Annotated in this window: 20 protein-coding genes; 14 read left to right on the forward strand and 6 right to left on the reverse strand. The window is 71.4% G+C overall.

Annotated features, from left to right (window positions below; all coding sequences use genetic code 11):
* The first annotated feature begins 138 nt into the window (after positions 1-138).
* Positions 139-1,521 carry an RNA polymerase sigma factor gene (locus IEX37_RS01795; protein ID WP_188754525.1) on the forward strand — a complete coding sequence of 461 codons (1,383 nt, stop codon included), beginning with the start codon at positions 139-141 and terminating at the stop codon, positions 1,519-1,521.
* Complete coding sequence (locus tag IEX37_RS01800) at positions 1,521-2,219, forward strand: coenzyme F420-0:L-glutamate ligase (protein WP_188754687.1); 699 nt, start codon at positions 1,521-1,523, stop codon at positions 2,217-2,219. The genes IEX37_RS01795 and IEX37_RS01800 overlap by 1 nt, the downstream gene beginning before the upstream one ends.
* A gap of 40 nt (positions 2,220-2,259) precedes the next feature.
* On the opposite strand, the gene IEX37_RS01805 is transcribed toward IEX37_RS01800, so the two are convergent.
* The gene (locus tag IEX37_RS01805; protein WP_188754526.1) at positions 2,260-3,282 is read right to left on the reverse strand and encodes a sugar-transfer associated ATP-grasp domain-containing protein; all 1,023 of its coding nucleotides are present in this window, start codon (positions 3,280-3,282) and stop codon (positions 2,260-2,262) included.
* A 69-nt stretch (positions 3,283-3,351) separates the two neighbouring features.
* Here IEX37_RS01805 and IEX37_RS01810 point away from each other — a divergent pair, with 69 nt between their 5' ends.
* Together IEX37_RS01810 and IEX37_RS01815 are read left to right on the forward strand one after the other, a co-directional pair.
* Entirely contained in the window at positions 3,352-4,059 is a 708-nt protein-coding gene (locus IEX37_RS01810) for an alanine racemase (protein ID WP_229663003.1), read from the forward strand.
* Entirely contained in the window at positions 4,056-5,090 is a 1,035-nt protein-coding gene (locus IEX37_RS01815) for an alanine racemase (RefSeq protein ID WP_188754528.1), read from the forward strand. Before IEX37_RS01810 ends, IEX37_RS01815 begins: the two co-directional genes overlap by 4 nt.
* A gap of 73 nt (positions 5,091-5,163) precedes the next feature.
* Here IEX37_RS01815 and IEX37_RS01820 read toward each other — a convergent pair whose 3' ends face one another.
* Complete coding sequence (locus tag IEX37_RS01820) at positions 5,164-5,379, reverse strand: DUF7455 domain-containing protein (protein ID WP_188754529.1); 216 nt, start codon at positions 5,377-5,379, stop codon at positions 5,164-5,166.
* Between the two features lie 208 nt (positions 5,380-5,587).
* On the opposite strand from IEX37_RS01820, the gene IEX37_RS01825 reads away from it, so the two are divergent.
* The 3 genes from IEX37_RS01825 to IEX37_RS01835 all read left to right on the forward strand — a co-directional run bounded on the left by IEX37_RS01825 (position 5,588) and on the right by IEX37_RS01835 (position 8,941).
* Positions 5,588-7,675 carry a DNA gyrase/topoisomerase IV subunit B gene (locus IEX37_RS01825; protein WP_188754530.1) on the forward strand — a complete coding sequence of 696 codons (2,088 nt, stop codon included), beginning with the start codon at positions 5,588-5,590 and terminating at the stop codon, positions 7,673-7,675.
* A 59-nt stretch (positions 7,676-7,734) separates the two neighbouring features.
* Complete coding sequence (locus tag IEX37_RS01830) at positions 7,735-8,034, forward strand: hypothetical protein (RefSeq protein WP_188754531.1); 300 nt, start codon at positions 7,735-7,737, stop codon at positions 8,032-8,034.
* A 166-nt stretch (positions 8,035-8,200) separates the two neighbouring features.
* On the forward strand, positions 8,201-8,941 hold the full coding sequence (locus tag IEX37_RS01835) for a YidC/Oxa1 family membrane protein insertase (RefSeq protein WP_188754532.1): 741 nt from the start codon (positions 8,201-8,203) through the stop codon (positions 8,939-8,941).
* Positions 8,942-8,989: 48 nt separating this feature from the next.
* On the opposite strand, the gene IEX37_RS01840 is transcribed toward IEX37_RS01835, so the two are convergent.
* Positions 8,990-11,446: a DNA gyrase/topoisomerase IV subunit A gene (locus IEX37_RS01840; RefSeq protein ID WP_188754533.1), complete on the reverse strand. Its 2,457-nt coding sequence runs from the start codon at positions 11,444-11,446 to the stop codon at positions 8,990-8,992.
* Between the two features lie 77 nt (positions 11,447-11,523).
* Between IEX37_RS01840 and IEX37_RS01845 the strand changes: the two genes are divergently transcribed.
* Positions 11,524-12,651 carry an alkaline phosphatase family protein gene (locus tag IEX37_RS01845; RefSeq protein WP_188754534.1) on the forward strand — a complete coding sequence of 376 codons (1,128 nt, stop codon included), beginning with the start codon at positions 11,524-11,526 and terminating at the stop codon, positions 12,649-12,651.
* Between the two features lie 9 nt (positions 12,652-12,660).
* On the opposite strand, the gene sepH is transcribed toward IEX37_RS01845, so the two are convergent.
* Positions 12,661-13,767 (reverse strand): septation protein SepH, encoded by a 1,107-nt coding sequence (gene sepH / locus IEX37_RS01850; RefSeq protein ID WP_188754535.1) that lies wholly within the window; start codon positions 13,765-13,767, stop codon positions 12,661-12,663.
* A gap of 219 nt (positions 13,768-13,986) precedes the next feature.
* Here sepH and IEX37_RS01855 point away from each other — a divergent pair, with 219 nt between their 5' ends.
* A complete protein-coding gene (locus IEX37_RS01855; RefSeq protein WP_188754536.1) occupies positions 13,987-14,283 on the forward strand; it encodes a DUF4193 domain-containing protein in 297 nt (98 codons plus the stop codon).
* Here the strand turns inward: IEX37_RS01855 and IEX37_RS01860 are convergent.
* On the reverse strand, positions 14,258-14,809 hold the full coding sequence (locus IEX37_RS01860; protein ID WP_229663004.1) for a DUF3093 domain-containing protein: 552 nt from the start codon (positions 14,807-14,809) through the stop codon (positions 14,258-14,260). The genes IEX37_RS01855 and IEX37_RS01860 overlap by 26 nt on opposite strands.
* A 12-nt stretch (positions 14,810-14,821) precedes the next feature.
* Here IEX37_RS01860 and dut point away from each other — a divergent pair, with 12 nt between their 5' ends.
* The 5 genes from dut (at position 14,822) to dxs (ending at position 21,755) form a co-directional block, all read left to right on the forward strand.
* Positions 14,822-15,316, forward strand: coding sequence for a dUTP diphosphatase (gene dut / locus IEX37_RS01865; RefSeq protein WP_188754537.1), 495 nt, complete (start codon positions 14,822-14,824; stop codon positions 15,314-15,316).
* On the forward strand, positions 15,313-15,915 hold the full coding sequence (locus IEX37_RS01870) for a DUF3710 domain-containing protein (RefSeq protein WP_188754538.1): 603 nt from the start codon (positions 15,313-15,315) through the stop codon (positions 15,913-15,915). The genes dut and IEX37_RS01870 overlap by 4 nt, the downstream gene beginning before the upstream one ends.
* A gap of 11 nt (positions 15,916-15,926) precedes the next feature.
* Positions 15,927-16,724, forward strand: coding sequence for a DUF3159 domain-containing protein (locus IEX37_RS01875; protein WP_188754539.1), 798 nt, complete (start codon positions 15,927-15,929; stop codon positions 16,722-16,724).
* A 167-nt stretch (positions 16,725-16,891) separates the two neighbouring features.
* Complete coding sequence (gene acnA, locus IEX37_RS01880) at positions 16,892-19,708, forward strand: aconitate hydratase AcnA (RefSeq protein WP_188754540.1); 2,817 nt, start codon at positions 16,892-16,894, stop codon at positions 19,706-19,708.
* 88 nt (positions 19,709-19,796) lie between these two features.
* A complete protein-coding gene (gene dxs / locus IEX37_RS01885) occupies positions 19,797-21,755 on the forward strand; it encodes a 1-deoxy-D-xylulose-5-phosphate synthase (RefSeq protein ID WP_188754541.1) in 1,959 nt (652 codons plus the stop codon).
* Positions 21,756-21,813: 58 nt separating this feature from the next.
* On the opposite strand, the gene IEX37_RS01890 is transcribed toward dxs, so the two are convergent.
* Positions 21,814-23,955, reverse strand: a complete 2,142-nt coding sequence (locus IEX37_RS01890; protein ID WP_188754542.1) for a 3-hydroxyacyl-CoA dehydrogenase NAD-binding domain-containing protein — start codon at positions 23,953-23,955, stop codon at positions 21,814-21,816.
* Positions 23,956-23,963: the final 8 nt, after the last annotated feature.

Below are 23,963 nucleotides of genomic sequence, written 5' to 3' on the forward strand. Positions count from 1 at the left end.
GCCGGACCTGTGAGACAATGGACGTCCGACCCGTTGTCGAGACGGCGCACGACGCGGCGCCGGACTTGACAAGGGTCGTACTAGTGCCCGAACACACCCGGGGGCGCGGCGCGAGGCGCCGCCGGTGAAAGGCGAAACGTGACCACTGCCACGAAGACTCCGCGGACGACCGCGAAGAAGAACTCTACCGAGGCGGACGCGGCGATCGAGCCGACGGACGTCCTCACCTCCGCCGAGACGGCGGAGGGGGCCGCGAAGCCGGCCCGCAAGACCGCTGCGAAGAAGGCGGCGAGCAAGACCGCGACGAAGAAGGCGGCGCCCAAGAAGGCGTCGAAGAAGGGCGCCGAGGGCGACGACGAGGACGACGTCGTACTGGGCGAGGACGCCGAGCTGGAGGTCGCCGTCGACGACGAGGTCGGCAAGGGCGACGTTTCCGAGGGCGAGACGGAGGTCGCGGAGGCGGACGCCGCGGAACCCGACGTTGCCGAGGGCGACGAGGACGAGGCGCCCAAGAGCGTGGCGACCGAGCCTCTTCCCACCGGCGCCATCGTGATCACCTCGAGCGACGAGGACGAGATCCCCGTCTACTCGACCCAGATCACGGGCGCCACGGCCGACCCCGTCAAGGACTACCTCAAGCAGATCGGCAAGGTCCCGCTGCTCAACGCCGCGGAGGAGGTCGACCTCGCCATGCGGATCGAGGCCGGTCTGTTCGCCGAGGAGAAGCTGTCGAAGATGTCGGCGGCCGAGAAGTCGAGCCAGCTGGGCCTCGACCTGCAGTGGGTCGCCCGCGACGGTCAGCGCGCGAAGTCGCACCTGCTGGGTGCGAACCTGCGACTGGTCGTGTCGCTCGCCAAGCGCTACACGGGTCGTGGCATGCAGTTCCTGGACCTGATCCAGGAGGGCAACCTCGGTCTGATCCGCGCGGTGGAGAAGTTCGACTACACCAAGGGCTTCAAGTTCTCGACCTACGCGACGTGGTGGATCCGCCAGGCGATCACGCGCGCCATGGCCGACCAGGCCCGCACGATCCGCATCCCCGTGCACATGGTCGAGGTCATCAACAAGCTCGCACGCGTGCAGCGGCAGATGCTGCAGGACCTGGGTCGCGAGCCCACGCCGGAGGAGCTCTCCAAGGAGCTCGACATGACCCCCGAGAAGGTCATCGAGGTGCAGAAGTACGGCCGCGAGCCGATCTCCCTGCACACCCCTCTGGGCGAGGACGGCGACAGCGAGTTCGGCGACCTGATCGAGGACACCGAGGCGGTCGTGCCGGCCGACGCGGTGGGCTTCACGATGCTGCAGCGGCAGCTGGAGAGCCTGCTCGACTCGCTGTCCGAGCGCGAGGCCGGGGTCATCCGCATGCGCTTCGGCCTCGGCGACGGGCAGCCCAAGACGCTCGACCAGATCGGCGACACCTTCGGCGTCACGCGCGAGCGCATCCGCCAGATCGAGTCGAAGACGATGGCCAAGCTGCGCCACCCCAGCCGCTCGCAGTCGCTCCGCGACTACCTCGAGTGATGCCGGCCGCGGCGAACGAGGGGAAGGCCCTCGAGGTCGAGGTCGACGGCCGGCGCTTCCAGCGCATCCCGCTGCGGACGCGCGTGGTCATGCCGGACGACGATCTCGACGCGATCGTCACCGAGTACGCGCGCGACGCCGTGCAGCCGGGCGATCTGCTGTTCGTGACCGAGAAGATCGTCGCGATCACCCAGGGCCGGTCGTACCTGCTGTCGGAGATCCGGCCCCGCAAGCTCGCTCGGTTCCTGTCGCGCTATGTGGTCAAGACGCCGCACGGCATCGGCCTCGGGATGCCCGAGACGATGGAGATGGCGCTGCGCGAGTGCGGCACGCCCCGCATCCTCTTCGCGGCGGCCGTCGCCGCGGTGACGAAGAAGCTCGGGCGCAAGGGCGATTTCTACCGCATCGCGGGGGAGCGGGCGCGCGCGATCGACGGGCCGACGAGCGGCACGATCCCGCCGTACAACCAGGCGGTCGTGCTCGGACCCGAGCGACCGCGCGAGGTGGCGAGGCACCTGCAGGCTCTCCTCGGCGGCGGCATCGAGGTGGCCGTGGTCGACATCAACGACATCGGCGGCAACGTGCTGGGCTCCACGGTCGACAAGGCCGAGGAACGCCGTCTCGTGCGGATCCTCCGCGACAACCCGCTCGGCCAGGGCCACCAGTCCACGCCGATGGGCATCGTCCGCTCGATCTGACGCCCGCCCGCCCGGGGCCCTGTCCCCGGGCAGGCGTCGGTCAGAAGCCGATCGCGCGGCGGTAGCGCGGCTTGTGGCCCGTGCGGATGCCCGTGACGCTCGGCTTGTTCTCGTAGACGCCCGCGCCCCAGTTGCCCTCGACGAGCACGGGACCGTCGGGGGACACGACGACGTCCCACCCGACGTACTGCACCTCGGGGACCACGCGGGCCACCTCGTCGATGAACGCGCGCACCTCGTCCACGAGAGGCAGGCGGAAGTCGGCGATGCGGAATCCCGTGTCGGGGTGCTTCTCGTGCACGTGTCCGTGTGAGTCGTAACCGGGTCCGAACGCGCGGCCGTCGTCGTGGAGCATCGTGTAGAAGCCGCCGTACGACATCTGGTCGCTCACGGCGCCGCGGCCGAATTTCTGCGCGGTCGCGAGGACGTGGACGTCCCTGCCGTCGAAGAACGCGGTGATGCGGGTCGTGTTGACCGTGCCCGGACAGACCGCGGCGAGGTCCGGGTGCTGCCGGATGACCTCCTCCAGCAGCAGCTCGTCGCGCTCGAGCAGACCGCGGTGGAAGGTCACCCAGTCCGTGACGTCGGCCGCGTGATAGCGCCGGACGCCGAGCCCCATGTGGCTCACCGGCACCTTCGCGATGATCGTGCCATGCCGCTGCGCGAACTCACGCACGGCGTCGGCGTTCCCGGGCTCGACGACGAGCCAGTCGCGCTTCAGGAAGCGCGAGAACACGCGGTTGAACTCGATCTTGTTCTCGAACAGGACGCGCTTGTCCTTGCGGGCGTAGCGCGCCGCAAGCTGCATCGACACGGGGTGCGTCATGTACGTGGCCCGCTCCTGCTTGGACAGGATGGCGAAGTCGTAGTCGACGTAGTCCTGGAAGGCGACGTCGTGGCGCGCGGCCGACCACAGCATGTCCGCGAACACCCGCGGCGTCCAGGCGCCGTGCTGTTCGTGCACCTCCCGAGCGCGCTCGGCCACCGACTTGATGTCGATGCGACGGGCCCGCTCCGCGAGGTAGCGGAGCTTGGGGCCGATGGCGAGGCCTTTGGCGGGCATGGAACCTCCGGTTCGGGGCGGCGCGCCGACAGGGCGGCCGGGAATGCAATGCGCCCTAGTCTAGATCGGGTGGATCCGACGACCCTCAGCACGCACGGAGCCAGCGCCCCGCTGGCCCGCGTGTCGCGCACGGCGCTCGAGCGGAACGCCCGCCGGGCTCGAGAACGCGGCACGACGGCGGTGGATCTGCGCCGCGACGGCTGGGGACACGGCGCCGATGCGGTCGCGCGCGCGGCCGCGGCGGTCGGGCTCACGCACGCGGTCGTGGATGCGACGTCCGCGGCGGCCGCGCGGGAGGCGGGTCTTGCTCCCGCGCCTGGCGCGGACGCGTCGGGAAGCAACCTGGACGCGGCGCTCCTCTTCGGGTTTCCGGGCTCGGGAGGCACCCCCGTGCTGTCGCTGACGGCGCCCGTCCTGTCCGTCAAGGAACTGCGCGCGGGGGAGGGCGTGTCGTACGGCTACATCCACCGCGCCCCCGCCGACACGCGCGTCGCGCTCGTGGCCGGCGGGTACGCGGAAGGCGTGGTGCGCGCGCTCGGCAGCCGGGTCGACGTCGAGATCGCCGGCCGCCTGCACCCCATCGTCGGGCGTGTCGCGATGGACGTCTGCGTCGTGGACCTCGGCGACGCGGACGTGTCGCGCGGTGCCACGGTCACCTACTTCGGCGCGGGGCTGCGCCGCGACGCGATCGCCGAATGGGCGGCGGCCACGGGACTCAGCGCCGCGGAGCTCGTCGCCGCCGTGGGGCTGCACGTGCGGCGGGAGGTCGTCGAGTGAACGCCGAGCTGCGGGTCGATCTCGCGCGATTGCGCGCGAACATCACGGCGGTGCAGGACCGGCTTCGACCGGCGGAGCTGATGATGGTCGTGAAGGACGACGCGTACGGTCACGGACTGGAGCCGGTGGTCGATTCCGCCCTCGCGGTCGGCGTCACGTGGTTCGGAGCCTTCGACGTGCCCACGGCCGTGAGGACCGCGGCGGTCACGGGCTCGCGCGCGCGGGTGTTCGCGTGGCTGACCGTGGGGGAGGACGAGATCGCCGCGGCGCTGGCAGCGGGAATCGAGCTCGGCGTCGGCGATGCGGACTATCTCGAGCGCATCGCCCGTGTCGCACCCGCGCCGGCCGCCGTCCACCTCAAGATCGACACCGGCCTGCACCGCAACGGAGTCAGGCCCGAGGCGTGGCCGGCCTTCGTGCAGCGCGCGGCAGCCCTGGAGGCAGCTGGACGCGTGCGCGTCGCGGGGATCTGGAGCCACATCGCCGAGGCGAGCGACGCGGAGGACGATGTGTCGCGCGCGCTCTTCGACACCGCGGTCGCGGCCGCCCACTCCGCCGGTCTGGCTCCCGAGGTCCTGCACCTCGCCGCGAGCGCCGCGGGCTGGGCGCGCCCGGAGTTCCGCTACGACGTCGTCCGCGTGGGCGCGTTCTGCTACGGCGTGCGCTCGGCAGGCGGGCCCGATCTCGACGGCATCGCGCCCGCAGCCGCGCTCGTGGCGCGCGTGGAGGCGGTCGGGGCCGATTCCGTGCGTATCGGGGTCGGCGCGCTGGACGGTGTGCCCTCGACCCTCGGTGGCCGCATCGATGTCGGAACCCCGGCTGGCGCGCGCGAGCTGCGGGCCGTGGGGCCGGTCGAATGCGTCGTCGCGTCGTGGCCCGGCGCGGCCGTCGGGGACGAGGTGACGATCTTCGGACCGGGCACCGCGGGGGAGGGATCGGCCACCGACCTCGGTGAGGCGATCGACACCGTGGGGGAGGAGCCGCTCCTGCGGCTGTCCCCGCTCATCCCGCGCGCGTACGAGAACCGCTGACCCTGTCACAGGGAAAAGCGCCGCGCCCGCCGGCCTGGGAGGCACGGCGGGCGCGAAAGCCTGCGGGCTGCGCTCAGACGGTCTCGTCGAGCCGCGCCGTCTCGTCGTGCCACGAGGTCGCGACGGCGCGCAGCTTCTCCTCGTACTTGCGGCCGTGGTGAGCGCAGAACAGCAGCTCGCTGCCGTTGACCTCGGCGGCGATGTAGGCCTGCGCTCCGCAGGAGTCGCAGCGGTCCATCGCCGTGAGGCGGTAGGAGACAGCGGGGGCTTCGGTCGTGGTCGTCGTCATGTCTGCCTCCTCGTTCATTCGATCCATGCGTACGTGCCGGAGTCGTCACATATAACCACGACGCCCTGACAATCCTGCCCGAGAGGGGCCCCGTTTCGCTCTGCGCGTACGCGGGCGGGAAGGGCTTGCGCGCGGGCCCGCGCGCACCCCCGCGACGCTGGGAGTGTCAGCGCGGTCGCACGGCCGGCGGCGGATAGCATCGAGGATCGTGACTGCCGAGTACTCCGCCCATCATCTCCAGGTCCTGGAGGGCCTCGAGGCCGTCCGCAAGCGGCCGGGAATGTACATCGGATCGAACGGCTCGCCCGGGCTCATGCACTGCCTGTGGGAGATCATCGACAACGCGGTCGACGAGGCCGTCGCGGGCAACGGCGACCGGATCGACGTCATCCTGCACGCGGACGGCAGCGTCGAGGTGCACGACCGGGGTCGCGGCATCCCCGTCGACGTCGAACCGCGCACCGGCCTGACGGGCGTCGAGGTCGTCTTCACCAAGCTCCACGCGGGCGGCAAGTTCGGCGGCGGCTCGTATGCGGCCTCCGGCGGCCTGCACGGCGTCGGAGCGTCGGTCGTGAACGCCCTGTCGGAGCGGCTCGACGTCGAGGTCGACCGCGGCGGCAAGACCTACGCCATGTCGTTCCACCGCGGCGAGCCGGGCGTGTTCGCCGACGAGGGCGAGAAGCGGCCGGACGCGCCGTTCACGCCGTTCGACGAGCGGAGCGAGCTGCGCGTGGTCGGCAAGGCGGCCAAGTCGGCCACCGGCACGCGCGTGCGCTACTGGGCCGACAGGCAGATCTTCACGAAGGACGCCGCGTTCCAGCTCGACGACCTCGTCACCCGCGCGCGGCAGACGGCGTTCCTCGTGCCGGGCCTCGAGCTCGTGATCCGCGACGAGCGCAGCCTCCCGGACGGGGAGCCCGTCGAGACGTCCTTCCGGTACGAGGGCGGCATCTCGGAGTTCGTGGACTTCCTCGCGACCGATGCCCCGGTCACCGACACGTGGCGGCTCACCGGCTCGGGCACCTTCACCGAGACGGTCCCGACCCTCCAGCCGGACGGATCGATGCGCGCGACCGAGGTGGAGCGCGAGTGCGCCGTGGACATCGCGCTGCGATGGGGAACCGGCTACGACACGGCCGTGCGCTCGTTCGTCAACATCATCGCCACGCCCAAGGGCGGCACCCACCAGCAGGGCTTCGAGCAGGAGCTGCTCAAGCAGCTGCGGGCCCAGGTCGAGGCGAACGCCCGGCGGCTGAAGGTCGGCAACGACAAGCTCGAGAAGGACGACGTGCTCGCGGGACTCAGCGCTGTGCTCACCGTGACGGTTCCCGAGCCGCAGTTCGAGGGGCAGACCAAGGAAGTGCTCGGCACACCCGCCGTGCGCGCGATCGTGGCCAAAGTCGTGCGGGAGCAGCTCAAGGCCCGCTTCGCGTCGACCAAGCGCGACGACAAGAACCAGACGTCGATGCTGCTGGACAAGGTCGTCGCCGAGATGAAGGCGCGCGTGTCGGCGCGCGCGCACAAGGAGACGCAGCGTCGCAAGAACGCCCTCGAGAGCTCGTCGTTGCCCGTCAAGCTGGTCGACTGCCGCACGCAGGACGTCGCCCAGTCGGAGCTGTTCATCGTCGAGGGCGACTCGGCGCTCGGCACGGCGAAGCACGCGCGCAACAGCGAGTACCAGGCGCTCCTGCCGATCCGCGGCAAGATCCTCAACGTGCAGAAGGCCTCGATCAGCGACATGCTGTCGAACGCCGAGTGCGCGTCCATCATCCAGGTCGTGGGTGCCGGGTCCGGGCGGACGTTCGATCTCGACGCCGCGCGCTACGGCAAGGTGATCATGATGAGCGACGCCGACGTCGACGGCGCGCACATCCGGACCCTGCTGCTGACGCTGTTCTACCGGTACATGCGTCCGCTCGTGGAGGCCGGGCGCGTGTTCTCGGCCGTGCCCCCGTTGCACCGTGTGGTCGTCATCCACCCCGGCTCGAAGCCCAACGAGACCATCTACACGTACAGTGAAGCCGAGCTGCACCGGCTGCTGTCGCGGCTGCGCAAGGCCGGACGCCGGTGGCAGGAGCCGATCCAGCGGTACAAGGGCCTCGGGGAGATGGACGCCGACCAGCTCGCCGAGACCACCATGGCGCGCGAGGGGCGCCTCCTGCGCCGCGTTCGGCTCGAGGACGCCGAGGCCGCCGGGCGCGTGTTCGAGATGCTGATGGGCAACGAGGTCGCCCCCCGCCGCGAGTTCATCGTCGAGTCGGCGGACCGGCTCTCGCGGGAGGCCATCGACGCGTGACCCGCGTCGCGGGCCTCTCCGCGTCGTAGACTCGAGTCACCGAGCGGAGGAGGTCGAGCGTGTTCACACTGCTGTCCGTCCTCGCGCCGCTCGGCATCATCGCCGGCACCTACCTGCTGACGGGGCCCGAGCCGTCCGCGCTGGCCGCGGCGGCGATCCTCTCGCTCGGCGCGGCCTGGCTGCCGACGTCGACGCGCTCCCTGGCGAGCGAGCTGCTGCGCATGGTCGCGCCGCGCCCGCCCGTGCCGCGGCGTCGCTCGGCGGTCATCCCGGCCGTGGTGCTCCGCCTGGCGGAGAGCCCCGGGATCCCCGGCGCCGTGCGTTCCCGCGCGCCGTCGCGGTTCCGCGTCGCCGCCTGATCGTCGCGCTCTCCTCCGACCGCCGGACGTCGCTCCGGCCGTCGCCCGCGCGCCCGTTCACGGCGACGCGATCCGGATGATCTCGCGCCGTTCGCGCGGGGGCGGAGCGTCGCGTGCCGACGACTCCGACCTTCACGACGGCGCTCGTCTCGACGTGAAGGAACCCGTGAACATCTACGAATTCGCGCCCGTCCAGGTGCTGTTGTCCGCCGCCTCCTGGGTCGTCACGGCTCTCGGCGACCTGCTCGAGCCGGTCGCGGGCGGCGCAGCCTCCGCCCTCGCCGTGGTCATCCTGACGCTGCTCGTCCGCGTCGCGCTGATCCCCGTCGGCGTCTCCCAGGCCCGCGCAGCCGTGACGAGAGAGCGGCTCGCGCCCAAGATCGCGGAGCTGCGGCGACGCTACGCCAAGCGGCCCGAGGAACTGCAGCGCCGGCTCATGGAGCTGTATGCGCAGGAGAAGGCGTCGCCGCTGCAGGGCTGCCTGCCGGTGCTCGCCCAGGCCCCCGTGCTGCTCGCCGTGTACGGCATCTTCGCGCACCCCGCGATCGGCGACGCCCCGAACGACCTGCTGGCGCACGACCTGCTCGGTGTGGGGCTGGGAGACGCCCTCGCGTCGCAGCTCGTGACGGGCACCGTCACGATCGGCTCGGGAGCGGTCTTCGGCGCGCTCATGATCGTCATCGCGGTGGTGGCGCAGCTCTCGCGCCGGCTGCTGCCGATCGTGCCGCCGGCCCCTGCCGGGGATGGTCCCGACCTGTCGGGCGTGTTCCGCGCGATGACCCTGCTGCCGTTCGTCACCGCGGTCGTCGCGGCGTTCGTCCCGCTCGCCGCCGCGGTCTACCTCGCGACGACGACGACCTGGACGCTCGCCGAGCGGCTCGTGCTCAAGCGCCTGATCCACCCGTAGCGCGCGTCGTCCCGTCTCAGCCGGAGTCGACCCGGCCGGCGATGCCCGTCAGACGAGTGTGCGCCCGATCGAGCCGACCACGGCCTCGAGAGGCTGCCCCGAGGCGTCGCGGCGGGCGAGGGTCTCGGGCAGCTTCCGGACCGCGCCGGTCGGGTCCACGGCGCGCGCCGGATCCGGCCCGACCCAGGCGAGCGTGAGCCGGTCCTCGCCCTTCAGGAACGCGTGCGCGCGCACGCCGCCGGTGGCGCGTCCCTTCGCCGGGAACTCGGAGAAGTCGGTGATCTTCGCGCGGCCGGCGTCGGCCCCGGGGATCGTCCCGGATGCCCCCGAGACGGTGACGACGACGTTCTCGTCGCCCGTGGCGGCCCCGAAGAAGACGACGGAGGCGTCTGCGCCGAGCTTGATGCCGGCCATGCCTCCCGCGGGCGCGCCCTGGGGACGCACCGCGGAGGCGGCGAACCGCAGCAGCTGCGCATCGGACGTGACGAACACGAGCTCCGCGTCCTCGCCGGCCCGCGCGGCCCCTACGACCGTGTCGGACGGCTTCAACCCGATGATCTCGAGCTCGGTCTTGGGTGGCAGGGCCGCGGGAACGATCCTCTTGACGACTCCCTGCGCCGTTCCGAGCGCGAGGGGGGTGTCGTCGTCGAGGCGCATGAGCGCGACCACGCGCTCGGAGCGATCCGTCAGCCCGAGGTAGTCGTGCAGCTTCGCCCCCGCCCCCAGCTGAACGGAGTTGGCCGGCACGGAGGGCAGGTCGACGGGGCTGAACCGCACCAGGCGCCCGCGCGAGGTCACGGCGCCGATCTCGCCCCGCACGGTGGCCTCGACCGTCGCGAGGATCGCGTCGTGCTTGCTGCGCCGCGCCGGAGCCGCCAGTCGCTGCCCCTCGGGAACCTCGATCCGCACCGCGCGTCCCGTCGTCGACAGCGCCACGACCGTCGGCGCGTCGGCGATCTGCAGGTCGGGTGCGCCCTTCTTCGCCCGGGGAGCCGCGGGCTTGGCGTTCATCAGCAGCGTCCGGCGCGGCGTGCTGTACTTGTCGGCCGTCTGCTCGAGCTCGCGCGCCACCTGCTGGCGCAGCAGGGCGTCCGAGCCGAGCAGTTCCTCGAGCCGCGCGATCTCGGCGAGCAGGGCGTCGCGCTCCTGCTCCAGCTCGATGCGCGAGAACTTGGTGAGGCGGCGCAGCCGCAGCTCGAGGATGTACTCGGCCTGCACATCGTCGAGGTCGAAGACCGTGCACAGGCGGGTGCGCGCCTCCTCGGAGGTCTCGGACGAGCGGATCACCTGGATCACCTCGTCGACGTCGAGGATCGCGATCAGCAGACCCGCGACGAGGTGCAGGCGCTCACGGCGACGCGCGAGCCGGTGGCGCGAGCGGCGGGTAACCACGTCCAGGCGGTGGTCGATGTACACGCGCAGCAGCTCCTTGAGGCCGAGCGTGCGGGGCTGTCCGTCGACGAGTGCGACGTTGTTGATGTTGAACGAGTCCTCGAGCGGGGTGAGCTTGTACAGCAGCTCCAGGACCGCCTCGGGGTCGAAGCCCGTCTTGATGCCGATGACGAGCCGCAGGCCGTTGTGACGATCGGTCAGATCCACCACGTCGCTGATGCCCTGCAGCCGCTTGGACTGCACGGCGTCCTTGAGTTTCTCGATGACCCGTTCGGGGCCGACCATGTAGGGCAGCTCCGTGATGACGATCCCGGTGCGGCGCGGCGCGACCGGCTCGATCGACGCCTTGGCGCGCAGCTTGAACGCGCCTCGGCCGGTCTCGTACGCGTCTCGGACGCCGTCCAGGCCCAGCAGGATGCCGCCGGAGGGGAAGTCGGGACCGGGCACGAACTCCATGAGCTCGGCGGTGGTGGCCTCGGGATGCTCGAGGAGATGCGTGGCCGCCGCGATGACCTCGCTCAGGTTGTGCGGCGCCATGTTCGTGGCCATGCCCACGGCGATGCCGCTGGCCCCGTTGACGAGCAGGTTCGGGTACGCGGCCGGCAGCACGGCCGGCTGCTGGAACTGGCCGTCGTAGTTGGGCACGAAGTCGACGACGTCCTCGTCGAGGTTCTCCGTGAGGGACAGGGCCGGCGCCGCGAGCCGCGCCTCCGTGTAACGCGCGGCGGCCGGACCGTCGTCGAGGGAGCCGAAGTTGCCGTGCCCGTCGATGAGCGGGACGCGCAGCGCCCAGTCCTGGGCGAGGCGCACCAGGGCGTCGTAGATCGCCGAGTCACCGTGGGGGTGGAGCTTTCCCATGACCTCGCCGACGACGCGCGCGCTCTTGACGTGGCCGCGGTCGGGGCGCAGGCCCATCTCGGCCATCTGGTACAGGATGCGGCGCTGCACCGGCTTGAGCCCGTCGCGCGCGTCGGGCAGCGCGCGCGAGTAGATCACGGAGTAGGCGTACTCGAGGTACGACCCCTGCATCTCCGTCTCGAGGTCGATGTCCTCGATGCGCTCCTCGACCGGGGGGCCGGGGGGATTCGGGGATGCGGAACGGGTGCGCGCCATACTGCTCTTTCGACTCGATTGCGTCTCTCGGGCGGGACGCCGATGCGGGCGAAGCGCACTGTGCGAGACTTGCCCGGATGCCCTCCATCGTACCGACGGGTCCGCGTGCGGCCCGGAGCCTCACCGGAGTTGCGGCCGACCTCCTGTCCTCGCTCGGCGGCGACGCCGCTGAGCTTCCCGCGGCGCGCTCGGCCGTGCTGATCGTCATCGACGGGCTGGGCGCGCTCCAGTTGCGGGGGCACGCGGGTCACGCCCGGCGACTCGCGGCGCTGATGGGCAAGAAGGACGTGGCACGCACCGTCTTCCCCTCGACGACGGCCGCGGCGCTCACGTCGACCCTCACGGGCGTCGCGCCGGGCGAGCACGGTCTCGTGGGCTATCGCACGCTCGATCCCGCGCAGGGGCGCCTGGCGAATCAGCTCAACGGCTACGAGCGGGACGGGCTCGATCCGGCGACGTGGCAGCGCATGCCCACGGTCTTCGAGCGCGCCGCGGCGCATGGGCGGCGCACGTTCGCCGTCGGGCTCGCCGAGTACGCCCGCAGCGGCTTCACGGCGGCGATCCTGCGCGGCGCCGAGTACGTGCCCGCCGACGACACGCGGATGCGCGTGCGGCTGGCGTACGACCTGGCGGCGCGCGAGCCGGGGTCGCTCGTGTACTGCTACTTGCCCGAGGTGGACAAGGCGGGCCACCGGTACGGCATCGCGTCGGAGGAGTGGCTCGCGGCGCTCGAGGACGTGGACGCGGCGTTCGGCGTGGAGCCCCACGGCGACGTGGGTGTGCTCGTCACCGCCGACCACGGCATGGTGGACGTCCCGCGGCACCGGCACGTGCTGCTGGCCGACGGGGATCCGCGCCTCGACGGCGTCGCTCACCTGGGCGGCGAGCCGAGGCTGCTGCACGTCTACCTCGCCCCCGGCGTCGACGCGCGGGCCGCGGCGCGGGTGTGGTCCGCCGAGTCCGGGCGGGCCGCCGACGTGTCGACGCGCGAGCAGGCGATCGCCGACGGGCTCTTCGGCGACGTGCACGCGGACGTGCGGGCCCGCATCGGCGACGTGATCGTGGCCGCGCGCGGGACGTGGGCGTTCTACGACGATCGTCTCGAGGACAAGCACGCGCAGGACATGATCGGTCAGCACGGCTCGACGACGCCCGAGGAGACGATCGTGCCCTATCTGCGGCTGGGAGCGTACGCCGTCGGCTGACGCCGTGGCTCAGTCGTCGCTGCGGGCGCCGAAGACGATCTCGTCCCACGAGGGCATGGACGTCCGGCCTCGGCGCCGCGGCGACTCCTCGTGCTCGCGCGCCTCGGCGGATCCCCCCGCGGGGTGATCGGACGCGGCATGCCCGGCGGGACGCTCATCGGCGTGGCGTTCGGCCTGGCCTTCGGCGGATGTCTGCCGACTCGCCGAGCGTTCGACGGCGTCGAACAGCGTGACGGGCGCGACCGGCGTCGCGGGTGCGGGCGTGTCCGAGCCGGACCCGCCCGGCTCGGCGGTCGGGGGTGCCTCGCGCTGACCGCGGCGACGACGCAGAGCCTCCAGCAGGTCCGCGGTGTCGGGGTTGGCGACCTCGGCGCCGGGCGCCCGGTTGGTGGCGCGCTCGCGCGCGACCGGGGACGAATCGGGCGCCGGCTCGGGCTCGGGCAGGCGCCGGGGCCCGAACGCCGCGGGGTCGAAGCGGTCCTCCTCGGCGGGTGTCGGCTCCGTGGGGGCGACCGTGTCGAGGGCGCGCAGCCGGGGGATCAGCCCCTCCGGCATGGGGCCCTGGCGGGAGAGCTGGGTGGCATCGCCGTTGAGCGGCGAGAGCGCGCCGCGTCGCGGCTCGAAGCTCCAGCGCGCGTCGTGGTCGACGTCGTTCGCGGTGAACTCGAGCTTGACGATCCAGCCCGACGACTCTTTCCAGCTCGTCCAGCGTTCGCCTCTCGCGCCGAGGTCGGCGAGCTTGGCGCGGATGGCGACCCCGAAGGTGGGGTTCTCGTCCTGGCCGAGCTCGACTCCCATGAGCACGGGCACGGCCAGCGCCTGCGCGACGATGTGCTCGCGTTCGGCGATCACCGGGCCCTCGAAGCGCCGGATGTCCTCGATCCGCGCGCCGAGCAGCTGCGCGACCTCTTCGGCCGAGAGGCCCGAGCGGATGTGTGCCTGGATCTCCCGCGGGCTCGGCAGTGGCGGACGGTTCTCGGCGGGGGTGTCATCCCGGCGGGCGCGCCGGATCTCGGAGCGGAGGACGTCGTCGACGGCGAGCGTGAAGCGCTGACCCGACTCGGTCGCCAGGACGAGACGGCCGTCCTCGGTTCCGACGATGGTGAGCTGATCCATGCCCATGCTCCTCTGGCTCCCTGGTGCCGCTGGCGTTCACGACGCACACATGGTTTCACGCGGCGGTCGGATCCCCGGGAATACCGCGGGCGTGCCGCGAGTTTGGACGGCAGCAGACCGGGTGCATTTGCTAAACGTTCACCGGTCATGCAAACTATCGCCGCCCGCCGCCCGGCGCGGACGCACCACCCCCGTACGAAAGAAGCGTGACCCACTCACATGGCAACCGACTACGACGCCCCACGCAAGACCGAGGACGACGGCAACGAGTCGATCGAGGCTCTCAAGGCGCGTGTGCCCGACAACCTCTCGGGGTCGGTGGACGTGGAGGATGCCGACAACCCCTCGAGCTTCGACCTGCCCGGCGCCGACCTCTCGAACGTCGAGCTCGACGTCGTGGTGCTCCCGCCGCAGGAGGACGAGTTCACGTGCATGGACTGCTTCCTGGTGAAGCACCGCTCCCAGATCGACCACGAGGGCCCGTCGGGGCCTATCTGCCGCGACTGCGCAGCCTGAGCCGCTGGGCGTGACGCACCGCCGCCGCGAGACGGTCGGGGGTGCGTGACGACAGCGTCCACGACCTCACGGGATCGGCGGGATCGACGTTCGGAAGGACGACGATCCCGCCGATCCCTCCGCGTATCAGGTGCCATCCCTGCGAGTCCAGCCGCGGGCCGCGCGCGGCGTGCGCCTCGTCGTCCGTGAGCGGCACCGGCTCGCCCAGGAGCGTGACGTCGATGTGCGCCCGGCCGGCGCGAAGCTCCCCGTCGGCGACCTCGACGACCGGGGACGAGAGCATGAGCGCCGCGATCACGACGACCGCGACGGCCAGCCCGATCGCGAGGGACAGGGCGGGATCGACGCGCACGAACACGAGCGCCGCCATCGGGGCCACGATGGCGGCGGAGCCCAGGATCCACAGCGAGGGGGAGAGGCGCTCGCGGTACACGCGCGACGCGGGCGCGCCTCGCGTCGCGGACCGGGCGCCCGTGGATTGCCCGGCCGTGGATTGCCCGTCCGTCGATTGCATCGTGTTCTGCATTACCCTCGTGGAGTGACCGAAACCGTGGACGTCCCCATTATCGCCCCGGCGCTGCCTGCTTACGCGCACCCGGGGGACGCGGGGGCGGATCTGGTGGCGGCGGAGGCCGTGCGGCTGGAGCCCGGTGAGCGGGCGCTCGTGGGCACGGGGGTGCGCATCGCGCTGCCGGAGGGCTTCGCGGCGTTCGTGGTTCCGCGCAGTGGGCTCGCCGCCAAGCACGGCATCACGGTCGTGAACGCGCCGGGGACGATCGACGCCGGTTATCGCGGCGAGATCAAGGTGGCGTTGCTGAACACCGACCGTCGCGCGGCGTACGACATCGCGGTGGGCGACAGGATCGCCCAGTTGATCGTGATGCCCGTGCCGCGGGCACGGTTCGTCGCGGTCGAGGAGCTGCCCGACAGCGTGCGCGGCGCCGGCGGGTTCGGCTCCACCGGCTACACCGGCGACGGGTCCCGGACAGACGGGTCGCCGTCGGCGACCGGATCGAGTGAGGAATCGAAGTGACCGAGTCGAATTCACGCGGCGACGAGCTCGAGCCGGCGCGCAAGTCCGCCCCGGCCGACCGGGCGACGTCCGGGCCCTTCGACGACGCCGAGGCGAATCCCGTACGCCCGTACATCGACCTGGGCGGCATCAAGGTGCTGCCGCGGGACGGCCTGAACCTCCGGCTGGAGGTCGAGGAGCAGACCAAGCGCATCGTCGCCGTGGGACTGGACTACGCCGGGTCCACCCTGCAGGTGCAGCCCTTCGCCGCGTCGCGCTCCACCGGCCTGTGGGATGAGACCCGCGCCCAGATCCGGGATCAGGTCCGCCAGCAGGGCGGTCGCGTCGAGGAGCGCGAGGGGCCGCTGGGCGCCGAACTCCTGGCGGAGGTGCCGGTCGCGGGGGACGAGGGCCAGAAGCGCCTCGCCCGGTTCGTGGGCGTCGACGGACCCCGCTGGTTCCTGCGCGGCGTGATCGGCGGCGCGGCGACGAGCGATCCCGCGGCGGCCGAGCAGATCGAGGACCTGTTCCGCTCGATCGTCGTGGTGCGGGGCGGGGCGCCCATGCCCCCGCGCGATCTCATCCCCCTCAAGATGCCGTCGACGCCCGCGTCGGCCTGAGGAGGATCGCGATGGGCGAGGGGCGCCACGAGGCGCCGCACGGGCACGGCGCCGCCGGAGCGGCACCGGACGGGCGCCGGGCCGCCGAGGACGCGACGCGGGACGAGACCGAGGCGGAGACGCCGGAGCCGTCCGCGTCGGAGCTGCTCGGAGCCGCGGTCGGCGGAATGGCGCGCAAGGCGGGCATCGATCCGAGCGCGGAGGACACGACCGGGGGCGTCGTCTGGAAGGCCATGGGCGGCGTGCGGGGCGTGCTGGAGTCGGTCCTGCCGAGTCTGGCGTTCGTGATCGTCTACACCCTTCGTCCCGAGCCGCTGGTGCTCTCGCTCGGCATCTCCGTGGGGCTGGCGGCGGTCTTCACGGTCGTGCGGCTGGCCCAGAAGTCCCCGCCCGCGGCCGCGCTCGGGGGCCTGTTGGCCGCGGGGGCGGCGGCGGGGCTCGCGCTCCTGACCGGGCAGGGGCGCGACAACTTCGTGCTGGGGCTCGTCACGAACGGCGTGTACGGCACGGCCTTCCTGGTCTCGGCCCTGCTGGGCTGGTCGCTCATCGGGCTCGCCGCCGGCTTCCTGATGGGCGAGGGCACCGCGTGGCGAGACGACCGCCGCAAGCGGCGCGTCTTCTTCTGGCTCGCGATCGCGTGGGCGACGCTGTTCTTCGCTCGCCTGGCGGTCCAGCTCCCGCTGTACCTCGCGGACGAGACGACGCTGCTGGGCACGCTCAAGCTCGTGATGGGGCTGCCGCTGTTCGCGCCCCTGGTCGCCGTGACCTGGCTCGCGGTGCGTCCGCTCTACCCGCAGCGGGCCTCCTGACCCGTCACGGGAGTCGTGGTAGATTTATCTCGATATCAAGATAAATCGAACGCCACGCGCGCCGCGTCCGTCGGCCCCGGCGGGTTAGGTCGGCCTTGCTGGCCCAACCGCGCCGCCGGGGGCAAGATGAGAGCGCAAGTGCGCGGTCGACCAGGAGGAGACAGCCGGTGTCAACGGTGAACAGCTTCGGTGCCAAGAGCACCCTGACGGTCGGCAGCACCGACTACGAGATCTTCCGCATCGACGCGGTCGAGGGGTACCAGAAGCTTCCCTTCAGCCTCAAGGTGCTGCTGGAGAACCTGCTCCGCACCGAGGACGGCGCGAACGTCACCAAGGAGCAGATCGGCGTGCTCGGGGCCTGGGACCCGACGGCCGAGCCGAGCACCGAGATCCAGTTCACGCCCGCCCGCGTCGTGATGCAGGACTTCACGGGCGTGCCGTGCATCGTGGACCTCGCCACCATGCGGGAGGCGATCGTGGCCCTCGGCGGCGATCCCCGCAAGGTGAACCCCCTCTCGCCCGCCGAGCTCGTCATCGACCACTCGGTGATCGCCGACCTGTTCGGACGCCCCGACGCGTTCGAGCGCAACGTCGAGCTCGAGTACGAGCGCAACGGCGAGCGCTACCAGTTCCTCCGCTGGGGCCAGACCGCCTTCCAGGACTTCAAGGTCGTGCCTCCCGGGACCGGCATCGTGCACCAGGTCAACATCGAGCACCTCGCGCGCGTCACCTACACGCGCGACGTCGACGGCGTGCTGCGCGCCTACCCCGACACGCTCGTCGGCACCGACTCCCACACGACGATGGTCAACGGCCTCGGCGTGCTCGGCTGGGGCGTCGGCGGCATCGAGGCCGAGGCCGCCATGCTGGGCCAGCCCGTGTCGATGCTGATCCCGAAGGTCGTCGGCTTCAAGCTGTCGGGCGCCATCCCGACGGGCGTCACCGCGACCGACGTCGTGCTCACGATCACCGACATGCTCCGTCAGCACGGCGTGGTCGGCAAGTTCGTGGAGTTCTACGGCGAGGGCGTGGCGGAGGTGCCGCTGGCGAACCGCGCCACGATCGGCAACATGAGCCCCGAGTTCGGCTCGACCGCCGCCATCTTCCCGATCGACGACGTCACGCTCGAGTACCTGCGCCTGACGGGCCGCAGCGAGGAGCAGGTCCGGCTCGTCGAGGCCTACTCCAAGGAGCAGCACCTGTGGCACGACCCCTCGGCCGAGCCCGTGTTCTCGGAGTACCTCGAGCTCGACCTGTCGACGGTCGTGCCCTCGATCGCCGGCCCGAAGCGCCCGCAGGACCGCATCGAGCTGTCGCACGCCAAGGAGCAGTTCCAGAAGGACATCGTCAACTACGCCTCCCCGAGCGCGTCGACGTCGATCGTCGACCTGGAGAGCAAGGCGTCGTTCCCGGCGTCCGACCCCGGCAACTACTCGGTCGACGAGGACAAGGTCGACGCCCCGGTGCTGATCTCGAGCGGCGGCCCCGAGGACGTGTCCAACCCGGTCACGGTCACCCCGGCCGAGGGCGAGCCGTTCGTCATCGACAACGGCGCCGTGACGATCGCGGCGATCACGTCGTGCACCAACACGTCGAACCCCTCGGTCATGCTCGCGGCGGGCCTCCTCGCCCGCAACGCGGCCAAGAAGGGACTCAAGGCCAAGCCGTGGGTCAAGACCACGCTGGCCCCCGGCTCCAAGGTCGTGACCGACTACTACGAGAAGGCGGGGCTCACGTCCGACCTCGAAGCCCTCGGCTTCTACACGGTCGGCTACGGCTGCACCACCTGCATCGGCAACTCGGGCCCGCTGCCCGAGGAGATCTCGGAGGCCGTCAACGAGCACGACCTGGCCGTCACCGCCGTCCTGTCGGGCAACCGCAACTTCGAGGGCCGCATCAACCCCGACGTCAAGATGAACTACCTGGCCTCGCCGCCGCTGGTGATCGCGTACGCGCTGGCCGGTTCGATGAACTTCGACTTCGAGACCGACGCGCTCGGCAAGGACTCCGAGGGCAACGACGTCTTCCTGAAGGACATCTGGCCCGACGCCGCCGAGGTGCAGAAGACGATCGACGAGTCGATCGACACCGAGATGTTCAACAAGCAGTACGGCTCGGTGTTCGACGGCGACGAGCGCTGGCAGAACCTCCCCACGCCGACGGGCGACACGTTCGAGTGGGACCAGGAGTCGACGTACGTGCGCAAGCCCCCGTACTTCGAGGGTATGACGCTCGAGCTGACGCCGGTGCAGGACATCACGGGCGCCCGCGTGCTCGCCAAGCTCGGCGATTCGGTCACGACCGACCACATCTCGCCGGCGGGCGCGATCAAGGCCGACAGCCCGGCGGGCAAGTACCTCACCGAGCACGGCGTCGACCGCAAGGACTTCAACTCGTACGGCTCGCGCCGTGGCAACCACGAGGTCATGATCCGCGGCACGTTCGCGAACATCCGCCTGAAGAACCAGCTCCTGGACGGCGTCGAGGGCGGCTACACGCGCGACTTCACGCAGCCCGAGGGCCCGCAGTCGTTCATCTACGACGCGTCGATGAACTACCAGGAGCGGGGCATCCCGCTCGTGGTCCTCGGCGGCAAGGAGTACGGCTCCGGATCGTCGCGCGACTGGGCCGCCAAGGGCACGAACCTGCTGGGGGTCAAGGCCGTCATCACCGAGAGCTTCGAGCGCATCCACCGCTCGAACCTCATCGGCATGGGCGTCGTTCCGCTCCAGTTCCCGGCGGGCGAGTCGGCGGACTCGCTCGGCCTGGACGGCACCGAGGTGTTCTCGATCACGGGTCTCGAGAAGCTGAACGAGGGCGTCACTCCGAAGACGGTTCGCGTCGTCGCCGAGCCCAGCGAGCACTCGCCCGAGGGCAAGCAGACGGTCGAGTTCGACGCGATCGTGCGCATCGACACCCCCGGTGAGGCGGACTACTACCGCAACGGCGGCATCCTGCAGTACGTGCTGCGCGGCCTGGTCTGAACACGTCACGCGGACGGCCCCCGGTGCGGAACCGGGGGCCGTCCGTCGTTCGTGGGAATCCCAGCGGAGCGGGCGTAGGCTCGGACGCATGAGTGTTCTCGACGGGATCCGGGGTCCGCGCGACCTGGACGCGCTGTCCGCGGCGCAGCTCAAGGAACTGGCGGCGGAGATCCGGGGATTCCTCGTCGACAACGTCTCGCGCACCGGCGGCCACCTCGGGCCGAACCTGGGCGTCGTCGAGCTCACCATCGCGCTGCACCGCGTGTTCGACTCCCCGAACGACCCGATCATCTTCGACACGGGGCACCAGTCGTACGTCCACAAGCTGCTCACGGGACGCCAGGACTTCTCGGCGCTGCGCGCGCGCGGGGGTCTGGCGGGCTATCCCCAGCGGGCCGAGAGCCCGCACGATGTCGTGGAGTCCTCCCACGCGTCGAGCTCGCTCAGCTGGGCGGACGGCATCTCGCGCGCGTTCGGCCGCACGGGCCGCAGCGACCGCCACGTCGTCGCGGTCGTCGGCGACGGGGCGCTCACGGGCGGGATGACGTGGGAGGCCCTCAACAACATCACCGACGACAACGACCGGAACCTGGTCATCGTCGTCAACGACAACGGCCGCTCGTACGCGCCCACGATCGGCGGCATGGCCCGCCACCTGAACCGCGTGCGGATGGCCGAGGCGTACCGCGACATCTCGCAGCGATCCTCCCGCATGGCCGGCCGCTTCGGAGCGGTCGGACGGGCTCTCTACCGCGGCGTCCGCGGCGGCACGCACGGCTTCCTGTCCCGGTTCACGAACAACTCTTCGCTGTACTCCAACCTCGACATCAAGTACCTCGGACCCGTGGACGGCCACGACCTGCCGGCGCTGATCGAGACGCTGCAGCTGGCGAAGTCGTACGGCGCCCCGGTGATCGTCCACGCCATCACCGAGAAGGGCCGCGGCTATCAGCCCGCGCTGGACGACGAGGCCGACCAGTTCCACGCGGTCGGGCGCATCGATCCCGCCACCGGCGGCTCGCTCGGCGCCTCCGCGCAGGGCTGGACGGACGTCTTCGCGGACGAGCTCGTCCGGATCGGCGAGCGGCGCCCGGACGTGATCGCGATGACGGCCGCCATGCTGCGCCCCACCGGACTCGCGCCCTTCGCCGAGCGGTTCCCGGACCGGGTGTACGACGTCGGCATCGCGGAGCAGCACGCGGTCGCGTCCGCCGCGGGTCTGGCGTACGGCGGGCTGCACCCCGTGGTCGCCCTCTACTCCACGTTCATGAACCGCGCGTTCGATCAGCTGCTGATGGACGTCGCCCTGCACCGGGCGGGCGTCACCTTCGTGCTCGACCGGGCCGGCGTCACGGGCCCGGACGGGCCGAGCCATCACGGCATGTGGGATCTCGCGCTGCTGCACATCGTGCCGCAGGTGCGCATCGCCGCGCCGCGCGACGCGGCGCGGCTGCGCGAGGAGCTGGCCGAGGCTGTCGCCGTCCGCGACGCGCCGACCGTCGTGCGTTTCCCCAAGGGTGCCGTGGCCGAGGAGATCCCGGCGATCGAGCGCCTGCAGGACGGCGTCGACGTCCTCTCGCGCGGCGACGCGGAGGACGTCCTGATCGTCGGCATCGGGCCGTTCGCGCGGCTCGGGCTGGACGTCGCCGAGCGCCTGCGCGCGCAGGGAATCGGCGCGACCGTCGTCGACCCGCGCTGGGTCGTGCCGATCGCCGGGTCCATCGTTGAGCTCGCCGCGCGGCACCGCCTCGTCATCACGCTCGAGGACGGCATCCGCGTCGGCGGCATCGGCACGCGCGTGCGCCAGGTACTGCGGGAGGCCGGCATCGACACCGCCGTCGACGAGCTGGGTCTGCCCGACCGGTTCCTCGACCACGCCTCGCGCGAGCAGATCCTCGAGGACGCCGGGCTCACACCCGCGAAGATCGCGCAGGACGTCGTCTCCCAGGTGCTCGGCACGCGCGTGCCCGTCGCGCGCCCCGAGGAGGGCCGCGGTCTGCCGACCGTCACGGGGCCGATCGGCCGCCTCCGCACCCCCGGCCGCTGACGCGCGAGACCCCCGGGCACCGCGAGGTGCCCGGGGGTCTGATCCGGCCCCCTCGCTCCTAGCGGTGGGCGGCGCCGCGCAGCGGCGGGGTGTGGAAGGTCGCTCCCGTCGCGCGCTCGGAAGCGCCCGAGCGGTCGAGATACGGGCTCGCGCCGCCGTCGATGAAGGGCCAGCCGGCTCCCAGGATGAGACACAGGTCGATGTCCTCGACCTCGGGCACCACGCCCTCGTCGAGCATGAGCCGGATCTCTTGCGCCAGGCCGTCCTCGACGCGGTGCAGGATCTCCTGCTCGGAGGCGGGGGAGCCGCCGGTGACGAGCGCCTTCTGCGCCTGCTTGGTCCATCCCGTGACGCGGCCGTGCTTGTCCTTCTCGACGACCTCGTCCAGTTCCGCGAGGCGGTGCAGGTTGTCCGACGCGAAGTAGCGGTCGGGGAAGTGACGCACCATCGTGTCCTGCACGTGCGCGGCGACCTTCCACCCGACCAGGTCGATCAGCTGGAACGGCGTCATGGGCAGGCCCAGCGGGGCGAAGGCCTTCTCGACCGTGAGCAGCGGGGTGCCCTCGTCGACGGCGCGGGCCGCCTCGCCCATGACCTTGGCCAGCAGGCGGTTGACGACGAAGCCTGGCGCATCGGCCGTGAGCACCGCGTTCTTGCGCAGGTTCTTCGCCACCACGAACGCGGTCGACAGGGCCTCGTCGCTCGCCTGCGGCGTCTTCACGACCTCGATGAGCGGCATGACCGCGACGGGGTTGAAGAAGTGGAAGCCCACGAGCCGCTCCGGGTGCCGCAGGACCGATCCGATCTCCTCGACCGAGAGCGAGGAGGTGTTCGTGGCGAGGATGGCGTCCTCGGCGACGATGCCCTCGATCTCCGAGAAGACCTGCTGCTTGACCCCCGTCTCCTCGAAGACGGCCTCGATCACGAAGTCGCAGTCCGCGTACTCGCTCTTGTCGACCGTGCCGCGCACGAGCGCGCGCAGACGGTTCGCGGTGTCCCCGTCGATCCGGCCCTTGCCCTCGAGCTTCGCGATCTCCTCGTGGATGTACGCCAGGCCCTTGTCGACGCGCGCCTGGTCGATGTCGGTGATGAGCACCGGCACCTGCAGCCGTCGCACGAACAGCAGCGCGAACTGGCTGGCCATGAGGCCCGCGCCGATCACGCCGACCTTCGTGACCTTCTTCGCCAGGTCCTTGTCCGGTGCTCCCACCGGTCGCTTGGCGCGCTTCTGCACGAGGTCGAACGCGTACATCGACGCCACGAACTGGTCGCCGGAGATCAGCTCGGCGAGCGCCTCGTCCTCGCGCGCGAAGCCCTCCTCGATCGACCCCGACTTCGCCTTGTCGAGCAGCTCGAGCGCGAGGTACGGGGCGCGAGGCACCGTGCCGATGCGGCTCTCGAGCATGCCGCGCGCGACCTTGATCGCGATCGGCCACTTCGTGAGGCGCTCCATCTTGCCGGGCGCGTTCTTCCGCTCGACCTTGATGTCGCCGCTCAGCACGCCGTCGGCCCACCGCAGCGAGTCCTCCAGGTACGACGCGGGTCCGAAGACGGCGTCGAACATGCCGAGCTCGTAGGCCTGCTGCGGCTTGAGCGTGCGGTTCTGCTTGAGGGGGTTCGAGATCACGACCTCGAGCGCGTTCTCGATGCCGATCAGGTTCGGCAGGAGGGTCGCGCCGCCCCAGCCGGGGACGAGCCCGAGGAACACCTCGGGCAGAGCGATCGCCGCGGCGGACGAGTCGATCGTGCGATAGGTGGAGTTCAGCGCGATCTCCACGGCGCCGCCGAGGGCGAGGCCGTTGACGAACGAGAACGACGGCACCCCCAGCTTCGACAGCTTGCCGAGCACGTGGTGCCCCAGCTGCGCGATCAGGCGCGCGACGTCCTTCGACGGCAGGGCCGAGACGCCGGACAGGTCGGCGCCGGCCGCGAAGATGTACGGCTTGCCCGTGACGGCGACCGCGTCGATCTCGCCGGCCTTCGCGCGTGCGGCGAGCTCGTCCAGACGCTGACCCAACTCGAGCAGTGTCGCGGGGCCGAGCGTGTTCGGGCGCGTGTGGTCCTTGCCGTTGTGCAGCGTGACGAGGGCGAAGGTCCGCCCGCTGGCGAGGCGTACGTCGCTCACGAGCGAGCGGGTCACGACCTCGTCCTGCGAGAGCTCGACGAGGGGCGAGAAATCGATCCTGCTGTAGTCGGTCATGTTCTCTC

The sequence above is a fragment of the Microbacterium album genome (assembly GCF_014643695.1).
Taxonomy (GTDB): domain Bacteria; phylum Actinomycetota; class Actinomycetes; order Actinomycetales; family Microbacteriaceae; genus Microbacterium; species Microbacterium album.

What these genes read in the sequence shown, in the direction of transcription:
- IEX37_RS01875 (WP_188754539.1), top strand. Translation starts at nt 15,927, where the DNA reads ATGGGCGAGGGGCGCCACGAGGCGCCGCACGGGCACGGCGCCGCCGGA.
- IEX37_RS01840 (WP_188754533.1), bottom strand. Translation starts at nt 11,446, where the DNA reads ATGGCGCGCACCCGTTCCGCATCCCCGAATCCCCCCGGCCCCCCGGTC.
- IEX37_RS01890 (WP_188754542.1), bottom strand. Translation starts at nt 23,955, where the DNA reads ATGACCGACTACAGCAGGATCGATTTCTCGCCCCTCGTCGAGCTCTCG.
- IEX37_RS01845 (WP_188754534.1), top strand. Translation starts at nt 11,524, where the DNA reads ATGCCCTCCATCGTACCGACGGGTCCGCGTGCGGCCCGGAGCCTCACC.
- sepH (WP_188754535.1), bottom strand. Translation starts at nt 13,767, where the DNA reads ATGGATCAGCTCACCATCGTCGGAACCGAGGACGGCCGTCTCGTCCTG.
- IEX37_RS01820 (WP_188754529.1), bottom strand. Translation starts at nt 5,379, where the DNA reads ATGACGACGACCACGACCGAAGCCCCCGCTGTCTCCTACCGCCTCACG.
- IEX37_RS01855 (WP_188754536.1), top strand. Translation starts at nt 13,987, where the DNA reads ATGGCAACCGACTACGACGCCCCACGCAAGACCGAGGACGACGGCAAC.
- IEX37_RS01860 (WP_229663004.1), bottom strand. Translation starts at nt 14,809, where the DNA reads ATGCAGAACACGATGCAATCGACGGACGGGCAATCCACGGCCGGGCAA.
- dxs (WP_188754541.1), top strand. Translation starts at nt 19,797, where the DNA reads ATGAGTGTTCTCGACGGGATCCGGGGTCCGCGCGACCTGGACGCGCTG.
- IEX37_RS01805 (WP_188754526.1), bottom strand. Translation starts at nt 3,282, where the DNA reads ATGCCCGCCAAAGGCCTCGCCATCGGCCCCAAGCTCCGCTACCTCGCG.
- IEX37_RS01800 (WP_188754687.1), top strand. Translation starts at nt 1,521, where the DNA reads ATGCCGGCCGCGGCGAACGAGGGGAAGGCCCTCGAGGTCGAGGTCGAC.